The following is a 22,926-nucleotide window of genomic DNA, read 5'->3' as shown; positions in this document are numbered from 1 at the left end:
CCCCATGCCCATCCACCACATCCCCGCCCCACCCCACATCAAAGCCCCACCGCTGTCGTTCGGCACCCGTGTCGGCGACCTCCTCTTCATCTCCGGCATTCCCGGCTTCGACGCCCACGGCAACCTGCCCGACAATTTCGAGGCACAGTTCGCCAACGTCGTGACCAACTTCACCCGCGTCCTGACCGAAGGCGGCGCCAGCTTGCGCGATCTCGTCAAGGTCAACGTGCTGCTGACGCGCGCTTCGGATGTTGCGACCATGAACCGGCTTTACGCCGCGGCGTTCGGGCCGGCGCCGTATCCGGCGCGCACCACCTGCGTGGTGGTGGCGCTGCCCGATCCGAAGATGCTGATCGAGATCGATGGCGTCGCGGCGGTCGTGAAACGGTAGGGTGGGTTAGCGGACGGCAACCGACGATCTCTCCACGCTCGCACATGGCTGAAAGCCGTTCGCGTAACCCACCATTCCGCGCAGGCGGCGGGTTACGCGCCCTGGCAAACATTCCCTCCGCGGTGAAATCGTCCCGCGGGCGCTAACCCGCCCTACGTTCTCCGTGCAGGAAGCAACCGCTCCGCCTGCAGAATTCGCCGGCCTCAGCTACACGCCGTCGCCCAAGCGCAGTTCAACCGCGAGGTCCCCTTCATCCACTGCAATGATGCCGAGCCGCGCCGCCGTTTGCCACCGCCACGGGCGGCCTGCCTCATTCTTCTGCAACCCTGCGTCGTGATGGCCCCCGCTCCGCGATTTTCGTCTCTTGCGGACGATTTAAATTTTAAATAGGATTTAATAGTCCGAAACATTATCTCCGAAAATTTCACGATAGATGTTTTATTCATGGCCGTTCCATGCCCTGTTCCGCCTCGTCGGCGCCGCCACGGCGCCATTGCGGGAGGCGATCCGGGAGGCCTTCCAGGCTCAGGTCTATCCGCTCGGCTACGTTCCCTCGCATGACGGCATGCGCGGGCTGATGACCCTGGGCGTCGTTACGGCCCATGTCTCGCACACGCTCGTGCCGGGCGCGGTGCTCTATATCGACCTGTTCTTCGTGGCGAGCGCCTATTACATCACCGGCCTGCTGCTGCGGGACATCGATAAGCACGGCCACATCAGGTTCCGGCAGTTCTATGCGCGGCGCTTCGCCCGGATCGTGCCGCCGCTGCTGCTGATGCTCGCCGCCTATCTGCTGTTCACCTGGCTGCTGCGGCCGCCGTTCCTGCCGGCGCTGGAACGCGCCGCGATCGCGCTCTCTTACATCGCCAACTACTGGTATGTGTTCGACCCGAAGACGATCGAGGACATCGGCCACACCTGGACGCTGTCGACCGAGGAGCAGTTCTATCTGCTGTGGCCGCTGACCTTCGCAGTCCTGGTCAAGCGCCTCGGCGTCACCTGGCGATTGGTCGGCGCCATCTGCGCCATTGCGGCCGCGATCTGGGCCTGGCGCGTGGCGCTGGTGCTCGATGGGGCCGAGTGGCGCCGGCTCTACACCGCGTTCGACACCCGCGCCGATGCACTGATGGCGGGATGCGCGATGGCCGTCGTGCTCAGGCTAGTGCCGCACGGCACCTCACCCGCGCTCGACCGGCTCTGGCCGAAGCTGGCGTGGCCGCTCCTGATCTATTGGGGCACGGTCACCTTCCTGTTCTGGCCGGCGGACGGGCCGAGCATGAACTACTATCTGTTCGGCAGCATGGTGTGCGGCGTACTTCCCGGCATCCTCGCGTTGACCATGCTGATGCGCAGCCACGGCACGATCTGCCACCGCATCTTCGAATGGCCGGTCGCGATCTTCCTCGGCCGGATCTTCTACGGCATCTATCTCTGGCACCTGCCGGTTCTGAATTTCCTGGACAGCTACGGCGTCTGGTGGCCGCTGCGGCTCGCGATCGGGCTGCCGCTGTCGGTCGTGGCGGCCACGCTGTCCTACGCCTATCTCGAGCGCCACTTCCTGCGCCGACGCGCGGGGCCGGTGGCCTCGCAGCCGCTCCTCGCCGGCGCGGGTCCGGCGCTGGTTCCGACCGCGAGCTTCAGCGGCGATCTCCGGTTCTCGTCCCGACCGAGCGCCGGAGGCATCCACTCCTGAGGCCTGCGCGACGCGCTGCACACGCCGAGAGGCCTCTCGCTCCGCCACCTCATCGCGCCTCATCATCGGCCGGGGGCATCGCGCGCTTTTGCCGCACGATTCGCGCGCGGCTGCCTTCAAATTGATCGAGACCGCTCCGACATAGGGCCGGCCGCGGGCTGGGCCAGTTTGTTGCCGGAGTTTTCACGATGCCTCGTTTCACCACAGTCTGTCTTGCCGCAGGCCTCGCCGCGGCCGCGCTGCTCGCCGCTGCGCCGGCGCAGGCCGGCTACTACATCATCCGCTGGGACAACACCGGCATCTGCCAGGTCTGGAGCGAGGCTTTCGCCTTCAAGCCGATCGCATGGCCGTCCGGCTATCAGGTCATCAGCCGGCCGGTGCCGACGTTCAACGACGCCGTGACCCGCCAGATCAGGCTGCGCCAGCAGGGCCGCTGCACGCTGTAAGCCGGCGCGCGCCTGACGGCATCATGTGACGACCGCATGTCGTCATTCACATCCCGGACATCGCTGTGAACGACGGCACGGGCGGCTTGCGTTGCGCGCGCTTTTGTCGCACCACTTGGGCCTTGGTCCGGCCGCAAGGCCGGTGGCCCGCGCGGGCGGGCGATTGTCGTTGTTTCGTTTGAGGAGATTGATGATGCGTCGCCTGACCACGTTCGCTGCCGCCACGGCCATTGCAGCCGCCTCGTTCGTGCCTACCGCCTTCGCCGCGCCTGCGCCCAAGTCCGGCTACTACGTGATCCGCTGGGACAACACCGGCATCTGCCAGATCTGGAACACCGAGTTGCAGTCGAAGCCGGTGGAGTGGCCGTCGACCTACAAGATCGTTTCCAAGCCGGTGCCGACCTTCGTCGAGGCGACCAACATCCAGCTCAAGCTGCGCGACGAGCGCCGCTGCTTCCTGTAAGCGGCGTTCGCACGCATTCATGCATGGCGGCGGTCAGGCGGCGCTGACCGCGCTCGCCTGCATCGGCACGAATCCGGGCAGATCAGTGATCCGCGCCAGCCACGCCTGCACGCTCGGGTACGGCGTCAGCGACACGCCGCCTTCGGGCGCGTGCGCGGTGTAGCTGTAGAGCGCGACGTCGGCGATGGTCGGCGCCGCGCCGGTGAGGAACGGCCGCGCGGCGAGTTCGCGCTCCATCACCGTGAACAGGCTGTTGGCGAGCTGATGCGCCCTCGCCATGTCCAGCGGGGCGCCGAACAAGGTCGCCACCCGCGCCGCTGCCGGGCCGAACGCGAGCGGACCGGCCGCGGCCGACAGCCAGCGCTGGACCTGCGCCTGGCCGAGCGGATCGCGCGGCAGCCATTTGCCCGAGCCGTCATAGCGGCCGGCGAGATAGACCAGGATCGCATTGGAGTCCGGGATGACGGCGTCGCCGTCGACCAGCACCGGCACCTGGCCGAACGAATTGAGCGCGAGAAAGTCCGGCCGCTTGTGCGCGCCGCCCTTGAGGTCGACCTCGACGAGCTCGCAAGGCAGATCGAGCAGGCTCAACATGAGCCGCACGCGATGCGCGTGGCCGGAAAGGACGAAATGATACAGACGACGTTGCGACATGCTGTGCTCCTGTTGCTCGCCGTCACCTAGACCACGGCCGCCGCAGCAACAATGCAGCATCGCGTCAACAGCCTGTTGCAACGACTGCAACAATGCGACAACGGCGCCATGGACCGCCTGCCCGACCAGCTCCAGCCCGGCCTGCGCCTCGTCTTCGTCGGCACCGCCGCGAGCGAGCGCTCGGCGGCGACCGGGCACTATTACGCCCATCCCGGCAACCGCTTCTGGCCGACGCTGTTCGCCGTCGGCCTGACGCCACGGCTGTACCAGCCGCACGAGTTTCCAGCGCTGCTGTCGCTCGGCATCGGCTTCACCGATCTGTGCAAGCTGGGCGCGGGCATGGACCATGTCGCGCTGAAGGCCGGCGTCGACGTCGCCGGTTTCGCCGACAAGATCCGGCAGCATCGACCGGCGGCGGTCGCCTTCACCAGCAAGAAGGCGGCGAGCCTGTTCTACGGCAAGCCGACCGGCGCGATCGCGCTCGGGCTGCAGCCGGAGCAGGCCGACTTCCCGACCACGTTCGTGCTCGCCTCGCCCTCCGGCGCCGCATCCGGTGCGTGGACATTCCAGCCGTGGCGGGAGCTGGCGATGCATTTGGCCCAGACCTCAGACGCGCAGCCGACTCGCGTGCGGTGATGATGGGTAGTAAGCCCATCATCATTGCGGCAAGCGACTCGCTGACGACGATCCGCGCAATGCCGATGACTGCGCCCTCTCCCCTTGTGGGAGAGGGCATGTAGTATAGAGCGGCAAACGCGCTCGGGTGAGGGGTCTCTCTCCGAGCGTAGTTTGCTGAGAGAGACCCCTCACCCAAGCGAACGGGCTGATAGGCCGGAGATGCCCTCTCCCACAAGGGGAGAGGGCGCTGCATCGCAGAGCGCAATGCTGGCGATCCGACGCGCGATTGTGGCTATCCACGTCACCGAGGTGAAGCATCCTATCTCTGCCCGACGGGCAATCCGCGCATGCGCATCATGCGCCAACTGCCCGTCGTGTTAGTTTGTCGCACCCACGCGCGCTTGCCACGTCGGGCAAATCAGGACGATGTTTTCGCTCAACCTGCCTCATGCAGAGGGACGTACGCGTCGTCACGATACGTGGAGGTGGGCCGCGGTGGACGTGGTGGCTGCGCCCGACGAGCGCCGGCTGTCACGTACGGTGAAGTCGTGATGTCCTGACACCCCGAAGCTGGTGTCACGTGCGTGCTCATGCGAAAGCGTAGCGCGCGCAATGGTGGCCAACAAGCCCGGCGCACCAGGGAGACCACGTATAAGCCGTCAAACCATGCGCGCAGGGAAGGCCGGGATGTCTCCGCCGAACCTGTGGTTCTGCCGCGTGCTTTTTTGTTGCACGCGGACCATGGGAGCGGCGAGCTCCCGGCCTTCCCTGCCCCTCTCGATTTTCGACGGGGCTCTCACGATGCATCCCTCGCGCACGCGGTGCGGCGAGAGCGCGGGCTTATGAGCAGAAGAGAGGGAGAGCGATGGTGTTGGCAATGCTCAGCACGCAACAACGGTCGTCGCCCACGCAAGCGGGCGATGACACCTGTTGTGAGTTGCTGGGCGTCCACGATGACGACGACGACGCAACTACCTGATCGTGATCGCAAGCCCCGACAGATCGACGTTCGCCAAGAGGCCGATCTGCTCACCCGAGAGCTCCAGCACCGCGCCCTTCTGGTTGGTCAGCACGATGCCGCGCACCCCGCGGCCGACGGCAAGGCCCGCGCCGGCGGCGCCATAGACGCCCTCGACGTCGGACGGACGCCAGATGTTGCTGACGCGGCCGCGCAGCACCGTGCGCGAGCCGCCGAACACCAGACCCCAGTCGAGGCCGCCGGTCGACAGCGGATAGGCGCGGCCATGAAAGTTCAACACGCCGCTGCCGCCGGAGCCGCCGATGATCCACCCCGCCTTGTAGATGGTCAGCGTGATGAAGCCGCCATCTGCGTGCGCCGTGGCCGGAATGACAGCGCCGCAAGCAGCTGTCAGTGCCACCAGCAGACCGCGAAGCGAGGATGCAATTGTCATGGATGAAGTCTCCAGCGAAGTGAATTTGGGCTTGAGGTAATTCGATGGCCGTGTGCGACGATCGTGCCCCACTAAGCGAATCGATCGGGCCGAATTTAGCCCTTTGCACGGCACCGTGCATGCGCAGCCGCCGGTGTGTTCGATATGATGCGCTCGCAGCGCAGGAACTGTGGCGGTCCGACGATCAGTCCTCTGCACCCCCATCGTGGACGCGCGTCGGCGCCGGCCAAATGGGTCGAGACCCGCGCGAAACCAAGGCCATTTCGGGGTATTCGGCACCGGTGCGACAGCAGGACGCCCGCGTTAAGGCCCCATTAACCTTGTCGGACCACGGTGATCTACGGGCTGGATGTTTAGTTGGTCTCGATGTTTGCGCGTCGTTTCAGTGTCGGCGTGGGCGTTGATCGGGAGGAGTTATGTCGCAAGAATTGTCATCCGAAGCCGCAAGTCCGTCACTCGTGCCGCTTGCCATGCCACCGTCGCGCTCCGCGGCGGAGGTCCTGCCGCTGTTGATCGGCACGCCGTTGTCCGAGATCGAGCGCGAGCTCATCGTGCAAACCCTGGCGCGCTGCAACGGCAACCGTACCCACGCCGCAAGGCTGCTCGGCATGCCCGTGCGCACTTTGCGCAACAAGATCCGCATCTACACGGCCGACGGCATCGCGGTGCCGGCCTATTCGGCCTGATCCAACGGCGGCCACGCGATATCCCATCGCGTGGAACTCATCAGGATGCGACGCCGATTGATGTTGATCAATCGGCCTCGCAGCCCTGCTGCAATTGCTGCCATCATCGCGGCTCTGTTACGCTTCGCCGCGAATCAGAGGTGTGTAGCGGAGTTGCGGTAGTGGCAAAGAATCCGGCCGGACGCGGCCTGCAGGGCCCCGTGGGTCCACGTGGCCCGCAGGGGCAGCCCGGGCGGCGCGGGCCAGATGGTCAGCGCGGCAAGCCGGGTTCCGACGGCAAGGCAGGTGCGCAAGGCAAGCCCGGCCCGCAAGGGCCGCGCGGCGAGCAAGGCCCGCCCGGCAAGCCGGGACCGCAGGGGCCTCAAGGTCCGCAGGGTGAACCGGGACCGCCGGGCACGCTGCCGACGATCGATCAGCTGATGCCCTGGCTCGAGCAGATCTTCGCGGCCTATGACGACTACAAGCGCGCGCGGGATCGCGAGGCGCATGAGCGCGAGGCCGAGCTGGTCGCGGTGCGCGACATCTTCGCCGCGACGACCCATGACGATGCGCTGGACGAAGCCTTCGAGGACGACGATCCGCACGACATCGACATCCCGAAGAAGAAAAAGAAGAAGGGCAAGAAAAAGAAGAAGCACGACAAGCGGGCCCAGGACCGCCACGACCACGACGACGAGGGGTTCTGAGCTTCGCCTTCTGTCAGGGCACGATGGGCCTCAGCGCGGGCCGAACCTGGCCGCCGAACGCTCCCGCGCCTTGGCCGCCTCGATCTCGCGGTCGCGCGGCGGGGCCTGGGTTTGCAGCGAGGTCAAGAGCCGCCGCGCGGCGTCGGCCACCTCCTCGACCGCGCGGGCGAAGGCGGCCTCGTTGGCCTGCGACGGCGCGTTGAAGCCGGACAGCTTGCGCACGAATTGCAGGGCCGAGGCCTGAATTTCAGCCTCCGTCGCCGGCGGCTCGAAATTGAACAGCGTCTTGATGTTGCGGCACATGATGAGTCCCATCAATCCGGTACTGAACCAAGTCGCAGATCGTGCTATCATGTCCCCGACGCGGCCGGAAGAGTCGCGCATGATCAGGGGGAGTCCATGGTTCGACCGCTTGCCGCCGTTTTTGCCGCCGTCGTCGTTTTTTGCGCGCCGGCCCGCGCCGCCGACTATCCCGCCCCGAAGCAGGGCGACTTCGTCGTCAAGGATTTCAAGTTTCACACCGGCGAGACGCTGCCGGAGCTGAGGCTGCACTATACGACCGTCGGCGAGCCGACCGGGCAGCCGGTGCTGGTGCTGCATGGCACCGGCGGCTCAGGCGGAAGCATGTTGGTGCCGACCTTCGCCGGCGAATTGTTCGGCAAGGGCCAGCCGCTCGATGCGACCAGGTACTACATCATCATTCCCGACAGCATCGGCCACGGCAAATCGTCGAAGCCCTCCGACGGGCTGAAGACCAGGTTTCCCGCCTATGACTATGCCGACATGGTCGATGCGCAGCACCGCCTGCTGACCGAGGGCCTCGGCATCAAGCACCTGAGGCTTGTCATCGGCAACTCGATGGGCGGCATGCATAGCTGGGTGTGGGCCACGCGCTATCCGGACTTCATGGACGCCGCGGTGCCGATGGCCTCGCAGCCGACCGAAATGGCGGCCCGCAACTGGATGCTGCGCCGGCTGATGCTGGAGACGATCCGCAACGATCCCGACTACAATGGCGGCAACTACACCACACAGCCGCGCATGATGAAATATGCCGTCGCGGCCTATGCCACCGCCACGGCCGGCGGCACCATCGCCTATCAGCTCGCGGCACCGACCGCGGCCAAGGCCGACAAGCTGGTCGAGGAGCGGCTCGCCACGCCCATTCCCACCGACGCCAACGACTTCATCTATCAGTGGGACTCGTCGCACGACTACAATCCGTCTGCCGATCTCGACAAGATCAAGGCGACCGTGATGCTGATCAACTCGGCCGACGACGAGCGCAACCCGCCGGAGACCGGCGTGACGGTCGACGCGATGAAGCGCATCGCCAACGGCAAGCTCCTGCTCATCCCGACCTCGGCCGAGACGCGCGGCCACCTGACCACCGGAAATGCGAAGTTCTACGCCGAGCCGCTGCGCGAATTGCTGGCGACGGCGCCGCAGCGCGGCATGTAGGTCCGCAGAAGGGAGCGTTGAATGCGCAGGATGGTGCTGGCCGGTCTCACGATGGGCTCGCTCGCCTGCGCGACCGTCGCCGCCGCCTTCGACAACGGGCAGTTCGACAACGTCCCGCCCGACATTCGCGCGTGGTTCAAAAGCGTGATCGCGCCCAACGGCGTGCCATGCTGCGATGTCTCCGACGGCCACCGCACCACCTATGACGTGCGTGACGGCACCTATTGGGTGCCGATCGAAGGCCGGTGGATGGCGGTGCCGGAACGCGCCATCATCCGCGACCGCGGCAACCCGATCGGCGAGGCCGTGGTGTGGTACGTCCATCACCGCGGCGACATCATCATCAACTGTTTCGTTCCCGCCGATGCCGTATGAGGCGCTGGCGCGTGCTACCACTCATGCGACTCATTAGCGGCACGAGAAGTGACCTCCGGTTTCGTGACTAGCTCCGATTGACCTAAGTCAACAGTCGCGGAAACCGGCCGAAATAGTGTACAGAATGTGTCATGCATGAACCTGAAGATTCTTGATCGAGATGCCCAAGCGATTGTTTCACTGGTCCGCAGGCCGTCTGGCCCGGGCGTCTCTCGGGCTGGCTCTCGTTGTGGCGCCCTGCGCCGCGTCGGCCGATGATGAGCTGAAGCTCACGCCAAGCCAGGCGCAGAACCTCGGCGTGCGCGTGACGCATCCGATCTCCAGCCGGATGGACAAAACGCTGCCCTATCCCGCGCAGATCGTCATTCCCACGCCTCAACTGTGGGTCGTCAGCGCGCCGGTCGCGGGGATGATCACCAACCTCGCCGTTGCCCGCGGCGATCGCGTGACCGTCGGACAACCGCTGCTCACGCTGGAGAGTCCGAGCTTCGTCTCGCTCCAGCGCGATTACCTGCATGCGCTGGCCCAGGAGGTTCTCGCGGTTCAGCAGTTGAAGCGCAATGCCGACCTGTTCGAAGGCAAGGCCATCCCGCAACGCGTGCTGGAGTCGAGCCAGACCGAAGCGCGCCAGGCCAGCATCGTCGTCGCCGAACGTCGGCAGATGCTGCACATCAGCGGGCTGTCCGACGAAGCCATCGCCCGGCTCAGCAGCGAGGCGGCGATCAGCGCGACGCTCACCGTGACGGCCCCGCGCACGGCGTCCGTGGTCGAGCTCGCGGTCTCGCCGGGCCAGCGCCTGGAACAGGCCGCGTCACTGGTGAAGCTCGCCCGGCTGTCGCCGCTATGGGCCGAGATCGCGATTCCCGCAACCAACATCGGCGCCATCAAGACCGGCGCCAAGGTCGACATCGAAGGCTATGCGACACCGGGCCAGGTCATCCTGGTGTCCGAGACGACCGATGCCGCCACGCAGACAATTCTCGTCCGCGCCGAGATTCCCAACAACGGCGAACTGCATTCCGGACAAATGGCGGCGGCCCGCATCGGCTTTGTCTCGGCAGGAGAAAGCGCGTGGGAAATTCCCTATAGCGGCCTCGTCCGGCGCGGTGAGCAGACCGCGGTGTTCGTTGCCACGGAAGGCGGCTTCCGGCTCGTTGCGGTCACCCTGCTCGCGGAGGATCAGGATCACGTCGTCATCGCAGGCCCCCTCACGGACAAGAACGAGATCGCCATCGGCGGCATCTCGGCGTTGCGCGGCATCCTCTCGCGACTGGGGCAGTAGATGCTGCAACGGCTGGTCGCATTCGCGCTGTCACAGCGGCTCTTCGTCATCCTCAGCACGCTGCTGGTGATCGGCGCAGGCGCCGTTGTCTTGCCGAGCCTGCCGATCGATGCCTTTCCAGACGTCTCGCCGGTCCAGGTGAAGATCATCATGAAGGCTCCCGGCCTGACGCCGGAAGAGGTCGAGCAGCGCATCACGGTACCGATCGAGCTGGAGCTGCTCGGGTTGCCGAACAAGAAGATCCTTCGCTCGACCACGAAATACGCGCTGGCCGACATCACCGTCGATTTCGAGGACGGCACCGACATCTACTGGGCCCGCAATCAGGTGTCGGAGCGGCTGTCCAACATCTCGCGCGACTTTCCCGAGGGCGTGAACGGGGGCCTCGCCCCGATCACGAGCCCTCTGGGCGAGATGTTCATGTTCACGATCGACAGTCCCGAACTGTCGCTGGCCGAACGCCGGACCTTGCTCGACTGGGTCATCCGCCCAGCGCTGCGCACGGTGCCCGGAGTAGCCGACGTCAACGCGCTCGGCGGCTATGTCCGGGCCTTCGAAATCGTGCCGAGGAACGACGCGCTGGCGGCGCGCGGCATCTCGTCCGAGCTGTTTCGCAAGGCCATCGAGGCCAACAGCCGCAACGACGGTGCCGGGCGGGTCAACCAGGGCGAAGACAGCGCGCTGGTCCGCATCGAAGGCAGCATCCGCGGCATCGACGACATCCGGGCGATCATCGTCGACACCCGCGACGGAATCCCGATCCGGGTCAGCGACGTCGCAAGGGTCAAGATCGGCGCACTCACCCGCTATGGCGCCGTCACGACGGACGGCAAGGGCGAGACGGTCGAGGGGCTCGTGCTCGGTCTGCGCGGCGCCAACGCCGGACAATTGGTGCGCGACGTTCGGGCCCGGTTGGACGAACTGAAGCCGTCGCTGCCGAGCAGCGTCTCCATCAACGTGTTCTACGACCGCAGTCGGCTGGTCAACCGCGCCGTCGGCACGGTGGTCCGGGCGCTGGGCGAAGCCACGGTGCTCGTTGTCGTGCTGCTGCTGCTGTTCCTCGGCAATTGGCGCGCCTCGCTGGTGATCGCGCTCAGCCTGCCGCTCGCGATCGTGATGGCGCTGATCGTGATGCGGGCGGTCGGCATGTCCGCTAACCTGATGAGTCTGGGAGGCCTTGCAATCGCGATCGGCATGCTGATCGACGCGCTGGTCGTGGTGGTCGAGAACATCGTCGGCAATCTCGCCAAGCACGATCACGGAAGCGCCACGCCGCTGATCCATGTCGTCTACCGCTCGGTTTGCGAAGTCCTGCAGCCGGTCGCCTCGGGCGTTCTGATCATCATCATCGTGTTCGTTCCGCTGCTGACCTTGCAGGGGCTGGAGGGAAAGCTCTTCATTCCGGTCGCGCTGGCGATCATTTTCGCTCTGGCCGCATCGCTGCTGCTTGCGCTGACGGTGCTTCCGGTCGCGACGTCCTTCGTGCTCACATCCGCATCGCATGACGATCCAATGCTGATCCGGGCAGCGCAGCGCGTCTACGCGCCCGCGCTCGACTGGGCGCTCGGGAACGAGCGCAAGGTGATCATCGCGGCGCTGGTCAGCCTCGTTGCCGCGGGATACGGCTACACCCAGCTGGGCAAGACCTTCATGCCGACGATGGACGAAGGCGACGTCATCGTCAGCGTGGAAACGCTGCCGTCCGTCAATCTCGACGAGTCCCTCGCCATCAATGCCCGGCTGCAGACGGCGTTGATGAAGGTGCCAGACGTCGCCGGCATCATCGCGCGCACCGGCTCGGACGAGCTCGGGCTCGATCCGATGGGACCCAATCAGACCGACACGTTCCTGGTGCTCAAGCCGGCAGACCAGCGGCAGACCAGCGACCGCGATGTCCTGCTCGAGAAGCTTCGCGAGGTCCTGACCGGCTTCCCCGGCGTCTCGCTCAGCTTCACGCAACCCATCGACATGCGCGTGCAGGAAATGATCAGCGGCGTGCGCGGCGACGTCGCGGTCAAGATCTTCGGCCCGGACATCACCAAGCTCAACGAGATCGCAGCGAAGCTGTCGGCGATCATGTCCGACATCGATGGGGCCCAAGACGTCTACACGACGCTCAACGAGGGCGCGCAATACTACACGATCGCCGTCAACCGGATGGAGGCGGGCCGCCTTGGGCTCACCGTGGACTCGATCTCGGCCGCCTTGCGCACGCAGATCGAAGGCCGAACGATCGGCACCGCGCTCGAGGAGGGACGCCGGACGCCGATCCTGGTCCGCGGCGGCGAGACCACGCGGCAGGCTCCGACGATGCTGGCGGCGCTGCCGCTGACGCTTGCGTCAGGCCAGCATGTTGCGCTCTCGCAGGTCGCCCGCATCCAGAGGGTCGACGGCCCGGTGAAGATCGATCGTGAGGACGGCAACCGCATGAGCGTGGTTCGCAGCAACGTCCGCGGCCGTGACATGGTCGGCTTCGTCCAGGCGGCCCAGCAAAGGGTCGCAGCCGAGCTGCCGCTGCCGTCCGGCTATCGGCTGACATGGGGCGGGCAGTTCGAGAACCAGCAGCGTGCAGCCGCGCGTCTGTCCGTCGTCGTGCCGGTCGCGATCGGCCTGATCTTCGTGCTGCTCTTCACCACGTTCGGCTCGGTGCGCCAGGCCCTGCTCGTCCTCGTCAACATTCCCTTTGCGCTGATCGGCGGCGTGTTCGCGCTGGTCTCGACCGGCGAATACCTCTCCGTCCCGGCCTCCGTCGGCTTCATCGCACTGCTTGGAATCGCCGTGCTCAACGGCGTCGTGCTGGTGTCTCATTTCAACCAGTTGCGCGCTCACGGGCTCTCCGAGCAGCGCATCGTGGTCGAAGGCGCAAAGCGCAGGCTGCGGCCGGTGCTGATGACGGCGAGCATCACGGCGCTCGGATTGATCCCACTGCTGTTTGCATCCGGACCTGGATCGGAGGTCCAGCGTCCGCTTGCGATCGTCGTGATCGGCGGCCTGTTGTCGTCTACGCTGCTGACGCTGATCCTGTTGCCGATCCTGTATCGCCGCTACGGCGCCGCTGCGAAGGACGCGACATGACCAGCCAAGCCGTCTGCGTGACACTGATCGTCCCGGATGCGCTTCGTGCCGAGGTGCTCGACCATCTGAGCGAGCAGACCGATCTGGTGAGCGGCTTTACGGCCTCTGATGCGTCCGGACATGGCGTCCGCGTCCGGCTGCGCAGCGCGGCGGAGCGAGTCAAGGGACATGCCGACGAGGTCGTCGTGCGGATCGTGCTGCAGGGACAGGATCTCGAGCACCTGCTGGAACGGCTCAGGAACGCATTTGCAGGGACGAAGCTCGTCTATTGGGTCATGCCCGTGACGGACTTCGGCATTATCGACTGAGCACGACTCTGGGCGCCCCTCACGTCACAGGGGCGGTCGATTCAAGGCATGAAACACCAACCGTGAATCGACCCTGTACCGAAAGCGGACGACCGCCTCACCGTCGACGTCAGTGCTCGCTCTCGAGGCCGCCGACGTGCTTCTGCGTGTAAAGTTCGAGACCGATCCGGTTGATCAGGTCGAGCTGGGTCTCGAGGAAATCGATGTGATGCTCCTCGTCCTTCATCAGTTGCTCGAACAGGTCGCGCGACACGTAGTCCTTCACGCCGTGACAATAGGTTGCGGCTTCCTGATACAGCGTCCGCGCGCCGATCTCGGCGGCGAGATCGCACTCGATGATCTCCTTGACGTTCTGGCCGATGCGCAGCGGATCGAGCACCTGCATGTTGGGGAAGCCGTCGAGGAAGAGAATGCGGTCGGTGAACTTGTCGGCGTGCTCCATCTCCTCGATGGATTCCTTGCGCCAGACCTTCGCCATGTCGAGAAGGCCCCAATTGTTCAACAGGCGATAGTGCAGCCAATATTGGTTGATGGCAGTCAGCTCGCTGCGCAATCCCTTGTTGAGATATTCGATGACCTTGGGGTCGCCCTGCATGGATAAGCTCCGAAAAAGTTAGAGGCCGCAGGCGCTCAATAACAGGTTCGAAGTGCGGAGACGACCCCCGTTCATGTGCATTTTTAGGGCGGAAAGCACGCGACCGAGGGCAAACGCCTGTCAGCAGGCGGCGAGCGCGAACCGGCTCTGAAGGTCGTCATCGATCGCCTGCACCGGCGCCGCCCCATGATGGTGGCCGTGCTGACAGCCAACCTGGCAGGAGCGGGCGCAGGGACCCAGCGCCTCGTCGATGATCGTCTTGATCGTGCGCGCACAGCGGCCGCATTCCGCGCTGCACCCCAGGCAACCGTAGACCTGCTTGGGGTTCCGCGGCAGTTCGTCCGCAGACTTCACCGCGTTGCGGATGTCGTGATCGCTGATGACGTTGCAGGAACAAACAATCATGAGAAACCGGCCAATCGTCCTTGGTCAGGTATCGATAGTCATCCGCAGCTACCCGCGCAAAGGGAAAACGGCGCTTTTGAAGCGATTCCAATTTCTCGATCAATCTAGAACGACTCCAACTATGCGAGCTTGCCGCAGATCAAAGTCGTCGCCGGACGACCATCGAGCGGCGATCGAGCAGCCGGAACTCAGTCGCCACCGCCCCCGTCGCCTCCACCACTGTCGCCACCGTCACCCCCGCCATCGATCGGGTTTCCCATGACGTCTGACGAGGTATTGGAAAACCAACTCGCAAGTCCGATCCCCTGGCCGTCGTGCGATGAGCTGCCGGAATCGCTGATGGTGGTGTCGGTGGAAGAGCGGCGGCGGTTGGGCCCGCGGTCGGCGCGAACCAGCAGCGCGTAGCAGATGGCCGAGGTCAGTCCGATCGCCACGACGATCGTCATCGTGGGAGTCATGCCTGCTCCGAACCGACGTCAAATTTTGTGCACTGCAGCATTGAACGCATCCTTGAGATGGGTCGTCCAATGGAACGCGCCCGTTCATTGATCATTCAAGCGGGATATGTGAACCTGCCGTATCGCTTGATGCGCGATCCGCCGACTTGGAGTGAGAGAGGTTAAGGTCATGAAGAAGACTCTTGCGGCCCTGGCCGCCGTCGCGACGCTGTCGACCGCAGCGCTGGCCCCTGCTCCTGCTGAAGCGCGCAATGGTCGTGTCGCCGCCGGTGTCGCTGCCGGCCTGCTCGGCGGCGCCCTCATCGGTGGCGCCATCGCTGCGGGCAGCAATCCCTATTATTACGGGCCGGGTTACTCCTACTCGCCAGGATATTCCTACGGGCCGGGCTACTCCTATTACGGCGGGCCTGCCTACGTCGCCGATCCCGGCTATGCCTGCTATTGGCAGCGCCAGCGCTTCTGGGACGGCTACGGCTGGCGGCTTCGCCGCGTCCGCGTTTGCGAGTGATCGTTCACCTTCATTAATTCCATGACCTTGCACCGGAATTTCGAGAACGGCGGCCTCCACGGCCAGAAAAAACCGTTTTTCCGTCGCATCAGGTCGGACAGAGTTTACGAAGGGTTGACGGATTGTCGTGTTTTCTCACGATGCTGACGGCCTCTGATCGTGCGTGAATCACCAACCTGGTGCCCGCGAGGGCGCCTTCCAGGAGATCTCGGAACATGAAGAAGATCCTGACCGCAGTGCTTGCGGTTGCGACCATCGCCGGTTCGCTGAGCGTGACGGCACCAGCCGCCAAGGCTGGCGACGTGGGTGCCGGCGTGGCTGCCGGCCTGATCGGCGGCGCCCTGATCGGCGGCGCGATCGCGTCCAGCCGCCCAGCCTATGGCGGTCCGGTCTATGTCGAAGCCCCTCCGCCGGGCCCGCCGCCGTGCGTGTGGCGCCGTGAGCGCTATTGGGACGGCTACGGCTGGGTGTCGCGCCCGGTTCGCGTCTGCTACTGATCCTGACGACGCATAGCGTTGCAGCAAGCCCGGCCCTGCGGCCGGGCTTTTTGCTGACGGCCAACCCGCTGAATTCGGTCGATCAGCGCGCGGCGTCGATCGCCTGCAGCACCGACTCGCTCGGCCAGCAGTCGACCTTCAGGCCCGCCTTCTTCTGAAATGCGCCGAGCGCGGCGCGGGTCTGCATGCCGGCCTTGCCGTCCAGCTTGTCGCCGTAGAGACCGAGCCGCGTCAGGCCCTTCTGCATCGCCTCGACGTCCTTGCTCCGAAGCTGCTTCGACGCCGCCCACGGCGTCGCGAACGGGGCCGAACTCGTCATGCGGTCCGCGAGGTGGCCGACGAACAGCACGTAGAGATCGGAGAAATTGTACTCCTTGATGACGAAGTAGTTCGCCGTCGTCAGGAAAGCCGGACCATAGATGCCCTCAGGCTGCAGCAGCGACGCCGGCTGCCGCTGCTCGGCTGCGCTCAGCCGCTGGCCATGCACCGGGACGAAGCCGGCCCGCAGCCATTCGCCGATCGGCTTCTTCACCTCCGGCACACCCATCGCGCAATCGACATTGGCAGGCGGCTTGACCTCGTAGGCCCAGCGCACGCCGCGCTGCCAGCCCTTGTTCGCAAGCTGCAGCGCCGCCGAGCCCAGCGCGTCCGGCACCGAATGCCAGAGATCGACCTTGCCGTCGCCATCGAGATCGACGCCGTGCTTGTAGTACTCCGACGGCAGGAACTGGGTGAGCCCGACCGCCCCGCCCCATGAGGCCCTGAGATCGCCGCGCGACACGACACCGTCGCTCAGCATCTTCAGCGCCATGATGAACTCGGTGCGGTACTGGTCCTTGCGCCGGCCGACATAGGCCTGCGTCGCCAGCACGCGCAGCGCATCGTAGGGCAGCGCATAGCGGCCGAAATCGGTTTCGCGGCCCCAGATCGCGAGCACAACCGGCCCCGGCACGCCGAAGCGGCGTTCGATCTCGGCGAGCGCCGAACGATATTGCTGGATCAGCTTCTCACCGTGCGCGGCCAGCCGCGCGATCGACGCTTCCTTGATGTAGTCGGCTGGCACCTGCACGAACTCGGCCTGCGCCGGCGCCCCCGTCGCGGGCCGGCCGGGCAGCAGCAGATCGGGAAGCTTGTAGTCAGGCTCCAATCCGCGCGTCTCGGCCTCGAACGTCCCGCGGGAGACGCCCTGCTCCTTGGCTTCGGGCCAGAGCGAGTTGACGAACTCCGTGAAGGCGGCGTCGGTCGCGCTCGCTTGGCCATCGCCAAACATGCAGAGCACCAGACCGACGAGAACGAGCCTGCGCAAACGGAGTAGCAGCTGCCGAGCCATCCGATAAGGCTAGCACAGCCCGCGGCCGTTGTGAACGTCAGCAGACCGCGCGGCGGAACTCGAGGCTGCCGCTCAATGCCCCGCCTGCTTCGCCTCTTCGATCGCGGCATTCGACAATTTGTCGACCACGGCGATGCCGATCGCGGAGAGGATGAAGACCGTGTGGATGATCGTCTGCCACATCACGCCGGTCTCGGTGTAGTTCGACTTGCCCGACGAGAGCGCGCCGGCCTCGATGAAGGTGCGGAGCAGATGAATGGAAGAGATGCCGATGATGGCCATCGCCAGCTTGATCTTCAGCACGCTGGCATTGACGTGGCTGAGCCATTCGGGCTCGTCGGGATGGCCCTGCAGATTCAGCCGCGACACGAAGGTCTCGTAGCCGCCGACGATCACCATCACGAGCAGGTTCGAGATCATGACCACGTCGATCAGGCCGAGCACCGCGAGCATGATCTGCTGCTCGGAGAAATCGAAGGCGTGAGCGAACAGGTGCCAGAGCTCCTTCAGGAACAGCACGACATAGACGCCCTGTGCGATGATCAGCCCGACATAGAGCGGTAGCTGCAGCCAGCGCGAGCCGAAGATCAGCATTGGAATGGGGCGCAGCGCTCCGCCCTTGGAGGACAGGGGCGCGTCGGGGGAAGACATGATGGGATTTTCTCGCGGCTGGATGGGATTGCGGAACGACTATCTACGCAATCACGTCGCACATGGAAGCGACAACTGGCCGCAGCCTGGGCGCGACGCTTTGTCCCGGAACGAAGACAGCGTCGCGCCTTGCGATGTCCTGAGATCAGCGCGTCAGCTTCTTGTACTTGACCCGGTGCGGAATCACGCTGTCCTGGCCGAGCCGGCGCATCTTGTCCTTCTCATAGTCCTGGAAGTTTCCTTCGAACCATTCGACATGGCTGTCGCCCTCGAAGGCCAGCATGTGGGTCGCGATACGGTCGAGGAACCAGCGATCGTGGCTGATGATGACGGCGCAGCCGGCGAAGTCCTCCAGGGCCTCTTCGAGCGCACGCAGGGTATCGACGTCGAGATCGTTGGTCGGCTCGTCGAGCAGCAGCACGTTGGACCCGGACTTCAGCATCTTGGCGAGATGCACGCGATTGCGCTCGCCACCCGACAGCGCGCCGACCTTCTTCTGCTGGTCGGCGCCCTTGAAGTTGAACGACGAGCAATAGCCGCGCGAGTTGACTTCCTTCTTGCCGAGCAGGATCAGCTCGTTGCCGCCGGAGATCTCTTCCCACACTGTCTTGTTGCCATCGAGCGCGTCGCGCGACTGGTCGACATAGCCGAGATGCACGGTCTCGCCGATGGTGATGGTGCCGGCGTCCGGCTTCTCCTGCCCGGTGATCATGCGGAACAGCGTGGTCTTGCCGGCGCCGTTCGGGCCGATCACGCCGACGATGCCGCCGGGCGGCAGCTTGAAGGTGAGATTGTCGATCAGCAGGCGATCGCCGAAGCTCTTGGTCAGCCCCTCGAAATCGATGACGTTGTTACCGAGCCGCTCGGCCACGGGAATGATGATCTGCGCGGTCTGGGTCTGCTTCTCGCTCGCCTTCTTGAGCAGCTCCTCGTAGCGCTGGTAGCGCGCCTTGGATTTCGCCTGGCGGGCCTTCGGCGACGCCGCGATCCACTCCTGCTCGCGCGCCAAAGTGCGCTGGTGCGCCGCGTCCTCGCGGCCTTCCTGCTCCAGCCGCTTCTGCTTCTGCTGCAGCCAGGACGAGTAGTTGCCCTCGTAGGGGATGCCCTTGCCGCGGTCGAGCTCGAGGATCCAGCTGGTGACGTTGTCGAGGAAGTAGCGGTCGTGGGTGACGATCAGGATCGCGCCCGGATAGTTGCGCAGATGGCCTTCGAGCCACGACACCGATTCGGCGTCGAGATGGTTGGTCGGCTCGTCGAGCAGCAGCAGCTCGGGCTGGTCGAGCAGCAGCCGGCACAGCGCGACGCGGCGACGCTCGCCGCCGGACAGCTTGGCGACGTCGGCATCGTCGGGCGGACAGCGCAGCGCATCCATCGCCTGGTCGACCTTGCTGTCGAGATCCCACAGGCCCTGCGCCTCGATCTCGTCCTGCAGCTTGGTCATCTCGTCGGCGGTCTCCTCGGAGTAGTTCATCGCCAGCTCGTTGTAGCGATCGAGAATCGCCTTCTGCTTGCCGACGCCGAGCATGACGTTCTCGCGCACCGTGAGCTTCGGGTCGAGCTGCGGCTCCTGCTCGAGATAGCCGACGCGGGCGCCCTCGGCGACCCACGCCTCGCCGGTATAGTCCTTGTCGATGCCGGCCATGATCTTGAGCAGGGTGGACTTACCGGAGCCGTTGACGCCGAGCACACCGATCTTGGCGTCCGGGTAGAACGACAGATGGATGTTATCGAGCACCTTGCGTGTCGGGTAGGTCTTGGACAGACCCTGCATGAAGTAGACGAACTGGCGCGCCATCGCGTGTCCCTTGAAGCCTGCCGGAATTTTCGGAAAATGGTTGCCGCTGATGTAACCGCGCGGTCCCCAAAGGGCAACCGGCGAGCCGGTCCTGACCGGAACAAATGCCGGGAGAATCACGGTCGTTCCTGCGCCGGGACGGGCCTCCCGCCCACGGACGAATACGGGTCCGTCACCTTGTGTGTGGCGGATCACGACAATTGCAACCATCTTTTAATTAATTCGGCGGGACACTCGGTCTCGGCCCGCAAGACCCGCGCGCCCAAGCGGCAAAAGCCGCGACCGACAACAGCGAGAGCCCGTCATGGCAGCCTTCACCTCAGCCTCCCTGCCCGCTCCGGCGGCCCACCGCAACGACCGATCCGGGATCGTCGACGAGATCCGCGGCTTCTGGCGCGACTTCGTCACGCGAGCGTTCAACCCGTACCGACCGGAGCTGCATTACATGCGTGGCCCCGGCCCCGCCTGGCGCGCCAAATACGGCCATGACGCCGCGTTCCGGCTGAAGACCCGCCTCGACTGATATCGCCTGGTTCCGCGTCACAGCGGGACGACGCCTTGCGCACCCAGCCCTTTGCGCGCAAGCATGGCTCCATTCCCGACGGCATTCATGATTGATTGCCGCCGTTTCCCGATGAATGGACCTTGCCGATGACACGGCTGCGCTGTGCGATCCTCGACGACTATTACGATACGGCCCTCTCATTGGCCGACTGGCCCCGGCTGGCCGACAGAGTGGATGTGACGGCTTTCACACAGCCGTTCGGCAACGAGGAAGCGGCCGCCGGCGCGCTCACCGATGCCGACATCATCTGTGCGATGCGCGAGCGGACGCCATTGCCGCGCTCCCTGATCGAGCGGTTGCCGAAGCTGAAGCTCCTGATCACCTCGGGCATGCGCAACGCCGCCATCGACATGGAGGCCGCCAAGGCGCGCGGCATCATGGTCTGCGGCACGCAATATGGCCGTGACCCCACCGCACCGCTCACCATGGGCCTGATCCTGGAGCTGACCCGCAGGATCGGCCAGGAGAACGCCCGCATGCATGCCGGCGAGCCTTGGCAGACGCTGGGCGGCGTGGAGATCGAGGGCAAGACGCTGGGCGTGATCGGGCTGGGCAAGCTCGGCACCAAGGTGGCGGAGCTCGGCAAGGCGTTCGGCATGAACGTGATCGCCTGGAGCCCCAACCTGACGCCAGACCGCTGCAACGCGGCGGGCGTCGGCTACGCCACCAAGGAGGAGCTGTTCGCGACCGCCGATGTCATCACCATCCATGTCGTGCTCAGCGACCGCTCACGCGGGCTGGTCGGCCCCACCGACCTCGCGCGGATGAAGCCAACCGCCTACCTCGTCAACACCTCGCGCGCACCGATCGTCGACGAGGCCGCGCTGCTGCAGGCGCTGCGCGACAAGCGCATCGCCGGCGCCGGCCTCGACGTGTTCTCGGTCGAGCCGCTGCCGGTCGCCCATCCGCTGCGCGGGCTCGGCAACGTCGTGATCACGCCGCATCTCGGCTACGTCACCGAGGAGAGCTTTCGCGCTCACTACGGCCAGATGGTCGACTGCATCGCCGCCTGGCTCGCCGGGTCCGAGCCGCCGCGCCGGCTGGCTTGAGGCAGGCGAGAGCGGCTCACAAAGCAAAACACCCTCCGCGAGGAGGGTGTTTCCAACGGGCTCAGCTCGGGCAAACGCGCCTCAGCGGATCGTGACCGGCGGCGGCAGCGGCTGCATGTTGGCCGGCTGGCTAGCCGGCACGGCCGCCTGCGCCTGGACAGGCGCCTGAGCCGGTGAGGCCGCGGCGGCAGCCATGTTCTTGCCGGAGCCCGGAGGTGCACCGCCCGGCATCACGACCACGCGGGTGCCGACCTTGACCCGGTCGAACAGGTCGGCGACGTCGTCGTTCAGCATGCCGATGCATCCTGACGACACGAACTTGCCGATGGTCGACGGCTGGTTGGTGCCGTGGATGCGGTACACGGTCGAGCCCAGATACATCGCGCGGGCGCCGAGCGGATTGCCGGGACCGCCGGCCATGAAGCGCGGCAGATAGGGCTGGCGCTCGATCATCTCGCTCGGCGGATACCAGTCCGGCCACTCGGTCTTCTTGGTGATCTTCTGCACGCCGGTCCAGGTGAAGCCTTCGCGGCCGACACGGACGCCGTAGCGCATCGCCCGGCCGTTGCCGAGCACCAGATAGAGGTAGGTGTTGGGCGTATCGACGACGATCGTTCCCGGCGGCTCCTTGGTGACGAAGTCGACCTCCTGGCGGCGCAGGTTCGCCGGCAGCGGCGCCGGCGCCGCATCGGGTTGTTCCTCAGGCGGCAGAGCTGCCACCGTCATCGGCCGATCTCCGGCAGCCGGAGCCTGTGCGGCGCCCGCGACGGCGGGAGCGCCACCGACGGCGCCGGGCGGCCGCGGCGCGCCGGAGTCGCCACCAGGCGCGCTGTTGCCGTAGGCGCCACCATAAGCCTGTTGGCCGGAGGCGGGACGATCACCGTAGATCACCGGGGGCGGACCAGCCGGACGGCCGTAACGCGGATCATCCGGGGACATCACCGGGCCATTCGGAGCGGCGCCATAGACCGCCGCTCCGGCCGGACGCCCATATCGGGGATCGTCGGGAGAAAGGATGGGGCCGGTCGGAGCAGCAGCGCCATAGACCGGCGCATTGGCTGGACGACCGTAGCGCGGATCGTCCGGCGAGATCACCGGGCCGGGCGGCGGCAGGGCCGCGGAATTGCCAGGCGCATCCTCGTCGTCGAGCGCGTCGAAATCCTGCCCCTGCCCGCGCGCATCGGCCGGGTAAGGCGTCGGCGCCGGTGAATACGCTCCAGGCGCGGTCTGATAGACCTGCTGTGCCTCGGCAAACGAAGCTGCCGTCACGCCCGCTGCCGCGACCGCGCAAACCGTCAGGATTTGTCTGATCATCATCGCCCTTGCAGTATCCCCAAGCCGCCGATTGGGACCTTTGCTGTGCCAGATGGCCGAAGATAGCGGCGCATTCAAGACAATTCCGGCCAGAGCGGCCCGACTTCGGCAATTTGTGATCATGTCTCCGTCGTTGCACGGAAGTCTCACGCCGCCGAAAAAGTGCAGCGGAGCCCCCGCAGGCCCTATCGATGCCGTGATTTGCCGAG

26 protein-coding genes are annotated in these 22,926 nt (G+C 65.5%); 16 read left to right on the top strand and 10 right to left on the bottom strand.

Annotation, left to right across the window (positions count from 1 at the left end; genetic code table 11):
- The first annotated feature begins 4 nt into the window (after positions 1-4).
- The 4 genes from QX135_RS05040 (at position 5) to QX135_RS05025 (ending at position 2,993) form a co-directional block, all read left to right on the top strand.
- Complete coding sequence (locus QX135_RS05040; protein WP_316177080.1) at positions 5-391, top strand: RidA family protein; 387 nt, start codon at positions 5-7, stop codon at positions 389-391.
- Positions 392-824: 433 nt separating this feature from the next.
- A complete protein-coding gene (locus tag QX135_RS05035) occupies positions 825-2,084 on the top strand; it encodes an acyltransferase (RefSeq protein WP_316177082.1) in 1,260 nt (419 codons plus the stop codon).
- A gap of 188 nt (positions 2,085-2,272) precedes the next feature.
- Positions 2,273-2,530, top strand: coding sequence for a hypothetical protein (locus QX135_RS05030; RefSeq protein ID WP_315738574.1), 258 nt, complete (start codon positions 2,273-2,275; stop codon positions 2,528-2,530).
- Between the two features lie 193 nt (positions 2,531-2,723).
- Complete coding sequence (locus tag QX135_RS05025) at positions 2,724-2,993, top strand: hypothetical protein (RefSeq protein ID WP_316177085.1); 270 nt, start codon at positions 2,724-2,726, stop codon at positions 2,991-2,993.
- Between the two features lie 33 nt (positions 2,994-3,026).
- Here QX135_RS05025 and QX135_RS05020 read toward each other — a convergent pair whose 3' ends face one another.
- A complete protein-coding gene (locus QX135_RS05020; RefSeq protein WP_315811690.1) occupies positions 3,027-3,647 on the bottom strand; it encodes a glutathione S-transferase in 621 nt (206 codons plus the stop codon).
- A 108-nt stretch (positions 3,648-3,755) separates the two neighbouring features.
- On the opposite strand from QX135_RS05020, the gene QX135_RS05015 reads away from it, so the two are divergent.
- Positions 3,756-4,283: a mismatch-specific DNA-glycosylase gene (locus QX135_RS05015; protein WP_316177293.1), complete on the top strand. Its 528-nt coding sequence runs from the start codon at positions 3,756-3,758 to the stop codon at positions 4,281-4,283.
- 953 nt (positions 4,284-5,236) lie between these two features.
- Here QX135_RS05015 and QX135_RS05010 read toward each other — a convergent pair.
- Complete coding sequence (locus QX135_RS05010) at positions 5,237-5,677, bottom strand: hypothetical protein (protein ID WP_315717830.1); 441 nt, start codon at positions 5,675-5,677, stop codon at positions 5,237-5,239.
- Between the two features lie 416 nt (positions 5,678-6,093).
- Between QX135_RS05010 and QX135_RS05005 the strand changes: the two genes are divergently transcribed.
- Together QX135_RS05005 and QX135_RS05000 are read left to right on the top strand one after the other, a co-directional pair.
- Positions 6,094-6,363: a helix-turn-helix domain-containing protein gene (locus QX135_RS05005; RefSeq protein WP_315717831.1), complete on the top strand. Its 270-nt coding sequence runs from the start codon at positions 6,094-6,096 to the stop codon at positions 6,361-6,363.
- Positions 6,364-6,524: 161 nt separating this feature from the next.
- Positions 6,525-7,049 carry a collagen-like protein gene (locus QX135_RS05000; RefSeq protein ID WP_316177087.1) on the top strand — a complete coding sequence of 175 codons (525 nt, stop codon included), beginning with the start codon at positions 6,525-6,527 and terminating at the stop codon, positions 7,047-7,049.
- 30 nt (positions 7,050-7,079) lie between these two features.
- Here QX135_RS05000 and QX135_RS04995 read toward each other — a convergent pair whose 3' ends face one another.
- Complete coding sequence (locus QX135_RS04995) at positions 7,080-7,352, bottom strand: DUF2277 domain-containing protein (protein ID WP_315717862.1); 273 nt, start codon at positions 7,350-7,352, stop codon at positions 7,080-7,082.
- 96 nt (positions 7,353-7,448) lie between these two features.
- Here QX135_RS04995 and QX135_RS04990 point away from each other — a divergent pair, with 96 nt between their 5' ends.
- From QX135_RS04990 to QX135_RS04970, 5 genes are all read left to right on the top strand, one after another.
- Entirely contained in the window at positions 7,449-8,510 is a 1,062-nt protein-coding gene (locus QX135_RS04990; RefSeq protein WP_316177089.1) for an alpha/beta fold hydrolase, read from the top strand.
- 21 nt (positions 8,511-8,531) lie between these two features.
- Positions 8,532-8,885, top strand: coding sequence for a hypothetical protein (locus QX135_RS04985; protein WP_315775964.1), 354 nt, complete (start codon positions 8,532-8,534; stop codon positions 8,883-8,885).
- Between the two features lie 160 nt (positions 8,886-9,045).
- Positions 9,046-10,167 (top strand): efflux RND transporter periplasmic adaptor subunit, encoded by a 1,122-nt coding sequence (locus QX135_RS04980; protein ID WP_315771986.1) that lies wholly within the window; start codon positions 9,046-9,048, stop codon positions 10,165-10,167.
- Positions 10,168-13,242: a CusA/CzcA family heavy metal efflux RND transporter gene (locus tag QX135_RS04975; RefSeq protein ID WP_315775963.1), complete on the top strand. Its 3,075-nt coding sequence runs from the start codon at positions 10,168-10,170 to the stop codon at positions 13,240-13,242. It begins immediately after the preceding gene.
- The gene (locus QX135_RS04970) at positions 13,239-13,550 is read left to right on the top strand and encodes a DUF3240 family protein (protein ID WP_316177092.1); all 312 of its coding nucleotides are present in this window, start codon (positions 13,239-13,241) and stop codon (positions 13,548-13,550) included. Before QX135_RS04975 ends, QX135_RS04970 begins: the two co-directional genes overlap by 4 nt.
- A 109-nt stretch (positions 13,551-13,659) precedes the next feature.
- Here the strand turns inward: QX135_RS04970 and bfr are convergent, their stop codons facing one another.
- The 3 genes from bfr to QX135_RS04955 all read right to left on the bottom strand — a co-directional run bounded on the left by bfr (position 13,660) and on the right by QX135_RS04955 (position 15,008).
- The gene (bfr, locus tag QX135_RS04965; protein WP_315717837.1) at positions 13,660-14,145 is read right to left on the bottom strand and encodes a bacterioferritin; all 486 of its coding nucleotides are present in this window, start codon (positions 14,143-14,145) and stop codon (positions 13,660-13,662) included.
- Between the two features lie 120 nt (positions 14,146-14,265).
- Complete coding sequence (locus tag QX135_RS04960; protein ID WP_315738584.1) at positions 14,266-14,550, bottom strand: bacterioferritin-associated ferredoxin; 285 nt, start codon at positions 14,548-14,550, stop codon at positions 14,266-14,268.
- 188 nt (positions 14,551-14,738) lie between these two features.
- Complete coding sequence (locus QX135_RS04955; RefSeq protein ID WP_316177094.1) at positions 14,739-15,008, bottom strand: hypothetical protein; 270 nt, start codon at positions 15,006-15,008, stop codon at positions 14,739-14,741.
- A gap of 169 nt (positions 15,009-15,177) precedes the next feature.
- Between QX135_RS04955 and QX135_RS04950 the strand changes: the two genes are divergently transcribed.
- A complete protein-coding gene (locus QX135_RS04950) occupies positions 15,178-15,516 on the top strand; it encodes a hypothetical protein (RefSeq protein WP_315738586.1) in 339 nt (112 codons plus the stop codon).
- Between the two features lie 215 nt (positions 15,517-15,731).
- Positions 15,732-16,013: a hypothetical protein gene (locus tag QX135_RS04945; protein ID WP_008964967.1), complete on the top strand. Its 282-nt coding sequence runs from the start codon at positions 15,732-15,734 to the stop codon at positions 16,011-16,013.
- Between the two features lie 82 nt (positions 16,014-16,095).
- Here the strand turns inward: QX135_RS04945 and QX135_RS04940 are convergent, their stop codons facing one another.
- The 3 genes from QX135_RS04940 to ettA form a co-directional block, all read right to left on the bottom strand.
- Positions 16,096-17,283, bottom strand: a complete 1,188-nt coding sequence (locus QX135_RS04940; RefSeq protein ID WP_316177096.1) for a lytic murein transglycosylase — start codon at positions 17,281-17,283, stop codon at positions 16,096-16,098.
- Positions 17,284-17,415: 132 nt separating this feature from the next.
- Positions 17,416-17,994, bottom strand: coding sequence for a TIGR00645 family protein (locus tag QX135_RS04935; protein WP_316160310.1), 579 nt, complete (start codon positions 17,992-17,994; stop codon positions 17,416-17,418).
- Positions 17,995-18,139: 145 nt separating this feature from the next.
- Positions 18,140-19,789: an energy-dependent translational throttle protein EttA gene (gene ettA / locus QX135_RS04930; RefSeq protein WP_315755321.1), complete on the bottom strand. Its 1,650-nt coding sequence runs from the start codon at positions 19,787-19,789 to the stop codon at positions 18,140-18,142.
- A gap of 304 nt (positions 19,790-20,093) precedes the next feature.
- Between ettA and QX135_RS04925 the strand changes: the two genes are divergently transcribed.
- Entirely contained in the window at positions 20,094-20,312 is a 219-nt protein-coding gene (locus QX135_RS04925; RefSeq protein ID WP_315738590.1) for a hypothetical protein, read from the top strand.
- Between the two features lie 128 nt (positions 20,313-20,440).
- On the top strand, positions 20,441-21,403 hold the full coding sequence (locus QX135_RS04920) for a D-2-hydroxyacid dehydrogenase family protein (protein WP_316177098.1): 963 nt from the start codon (positions 20,441-20,443) through the stop codon (positions 21,401-21,403).
- Positions 21,404-21,484: 81 nt separating this feature from the next.
- Here the strand turns inward: QX135_RS04920 and QX135_RS04915 are convergent, their stop codons facing one another.
- Entirely contained in the window at positions 21,485-22,720 is a 1,236-nt protein-coding gene (locus QX135_RS04915) for a L,D-transpeptidase (RefSeq protein WP_315775960.1), read from the bottom strand.
- Positions 22,721-22,926: the final 206 nt, after the last annotated feature.

Source organism: Bradyrhizobium sp. SZCCHNR1098 (assembly GCF_032489375.1).
GTDB lineage: Bacteria > Pseudomonadota > Alphaproteobacteria > Rhizobiales > Xanthobacteraceae > Bradyrhizobium.
Note: the sequence above shows the minus strand (reverse complement) of the source record. Positions and strands in the feature narration are given on the sequence as shown.

Excerpts from the sequence above, each read along its gene's own strand:
- QX135_RS04940 (WP_316177096.1), bottom strand. The coding sequence starts at position 17,283 with ATGTTTGGCGATGGCCAAGCGAGCGCGACCGACGCCGCCTTCACGGAG.
- QX135_RS04970 (WP_316177092.1), top strand. The coding sequence starts at position 13,239 with ATGACCAGCCAAGCCGTCTGCGTGACACTGATCGTCCCGGATGCGCTT.
- QX135_RS04915 (WP_315775960.1), bottom strand. The coding sequence starts at position 22,720 with ATGATGATCAGACAAATCCTGACGGTTTGCGCGGTCGCGGCAGCGGGC.
- QX135_RS04945 (WP_008964967.1), top strand. The coding sequence starts at position 15,732 with ATGAAGAAGATCCTGACCGCAGTGCTTGCGGTTGCGACCATCGCCGGT.
- QX135_RS04960 (WP_315738584.1), bottom strand. The coding sequence starts at position 14,550 with ATGATTGTTTGTTCCTGCAACGTCATCAGCGATCACGACATCCGCAAC.
- QX135_RS04925 (WP_315738590.1), top strand. The coding sequence starts at position 20,094 with ATGGCAGCCTTCACCTCAGCCTCCCTGCCCGCTCCGGCGGCCCACCGC.
- QX135_RS05010 (WP_315717830.1), bottom strand. The coding sequence starts at position 5,677 with ATGACAATTGCATCCTCGCTTCGCGGTCTGCTGGTGGCACTGACAGCT.
- QX135_RS04990 (WP_316177089.1), top strand. The coding sequence starts at position 7,449 with ATGGTTCGACCGCTTGCCGCCGTTTTTGCCGCCGTCGTCGTTTTTTGC.
- QX135_RS04950 (WP_315738586.1), top strand. The coding sequence starts at position 15,178 with ATGAAGAAGACTCTTGCGGCCCTGGCCGCCGTCGCGACGCTGTCGACC.
- QX135_RS05020 (WP_315811690.1), bottom strand. The coding sequence starts at position 3,647 with ATGTCGCAACGTCGTCTGTATCATTTCGTCCTTTCCGGCCACGCGCAT.
- QX135_RS05025 (WP_316177085.1), top strand. The coding sequence starts at position 2,724 with ATGCGTCGCCTGACCACGTTCGCTGCCGCCACGGCCATTGCAGCCGCC.
- ettA (WP_315755321.1), bottom strand. The coding sequence starts at position 19,789 with ATGGCGCGCCAGTTCGTCTACTTCATGCAGGGTCTGTCCAAGACCTAC.
- QX135_RS04955 (WP_316177094.1), bottom strand. The coding sequence starts at position 15,008 with ATGACTCCCACGATGACGATCGTCGTGGCGATCGGACTGACCTCGGCC.
- QX135_RS04995 (WP_315717862.1), bottom strand. The coding sequence starts at position 7,352 with ATGTGCCGCAACATCAAGACGCTGTTCAATTTCGAGCCGCCGGCGACG.
- bfr (WP_315717837.1), bottom strand. The coding sequence starts at position 14,145 with ATGCAGGGCGACCCCAAGGTCATCGAATATCTCAACAAGGGATTGCGC.
- QX135_RS04975 (WP_315775963.1), top strand. The coding sequence starts at position 10,168 with ATGCTGCAACGGCTGGTCGCATTCGCGCTGTCACAGCGGCTCTTCGTC.
- QX135_RS05040 (WP_316177080.1), top strand. The coding sequence starts at position 5 with ATGCCCATCCACCACATCCCCGCCCCACCCCACATCAAAGCCCCACCG.
- QX135_RS04935 (WP_316160310.1), bottom strand. The coding sequence starts at position 17,994 with ATGTCTTCCCCCGACGCGCCCCTGTCCTCCAAGGGCGGAGCGCTGCGC.
- QX135_RS04920 (WP_316177098.1), top strand. The coding sequence starts at position 20,441 with ATGACACGGCTGCGCTGTGCGATCCTCGACGACTATTACGATACGGCC.
- QX135_RS05030 (WP_315738574.1), top strand. The coding sequence starts at position 2,273 with ATGCCTCGTTTCACCACAGTCTGTCTTGCCGCAGGCCTCGCCGCGGCC.
- QX135_RS04980 (WP_315771986.1), top strand. The coding sequence starts at position 9,046 with ATGCCCAAGCGATTGTTTCACTGGTCCGCAGGCCGTCTGGCCCGGGCG.
- QX135_RS05035 (WP_316177082.1), top strand. The coding sequence starts at position 825 with ATGTTTTATTCATGGCCGTTCCATGCCCTGTTCCGCCTCGTCGGCGCC.
- QX135_RS04985 (WP_315775964.1), top strand. The coding sequence starts at position 8,532 with ATGCGCAGGATGGTGCTGGCCGGTCTCACGATGGGCTCGCTCGCCTGC.
- QX135_RS05015 (WP_316177293.1), top strand. The coding sequence starts at position 3,756 with ATGGACCGCCTGCCCGACCAGCTCCAGCCCGGCCTGCGCCTCGTCTTC.
- QX135_RS05005 (WP_315717831.1), top strand. The coding sequence starts at position 6,094 with ATGTCGCAAGAATTGTCATCCGAAGCCGCAAGTCCGTCACTCGTGCCG.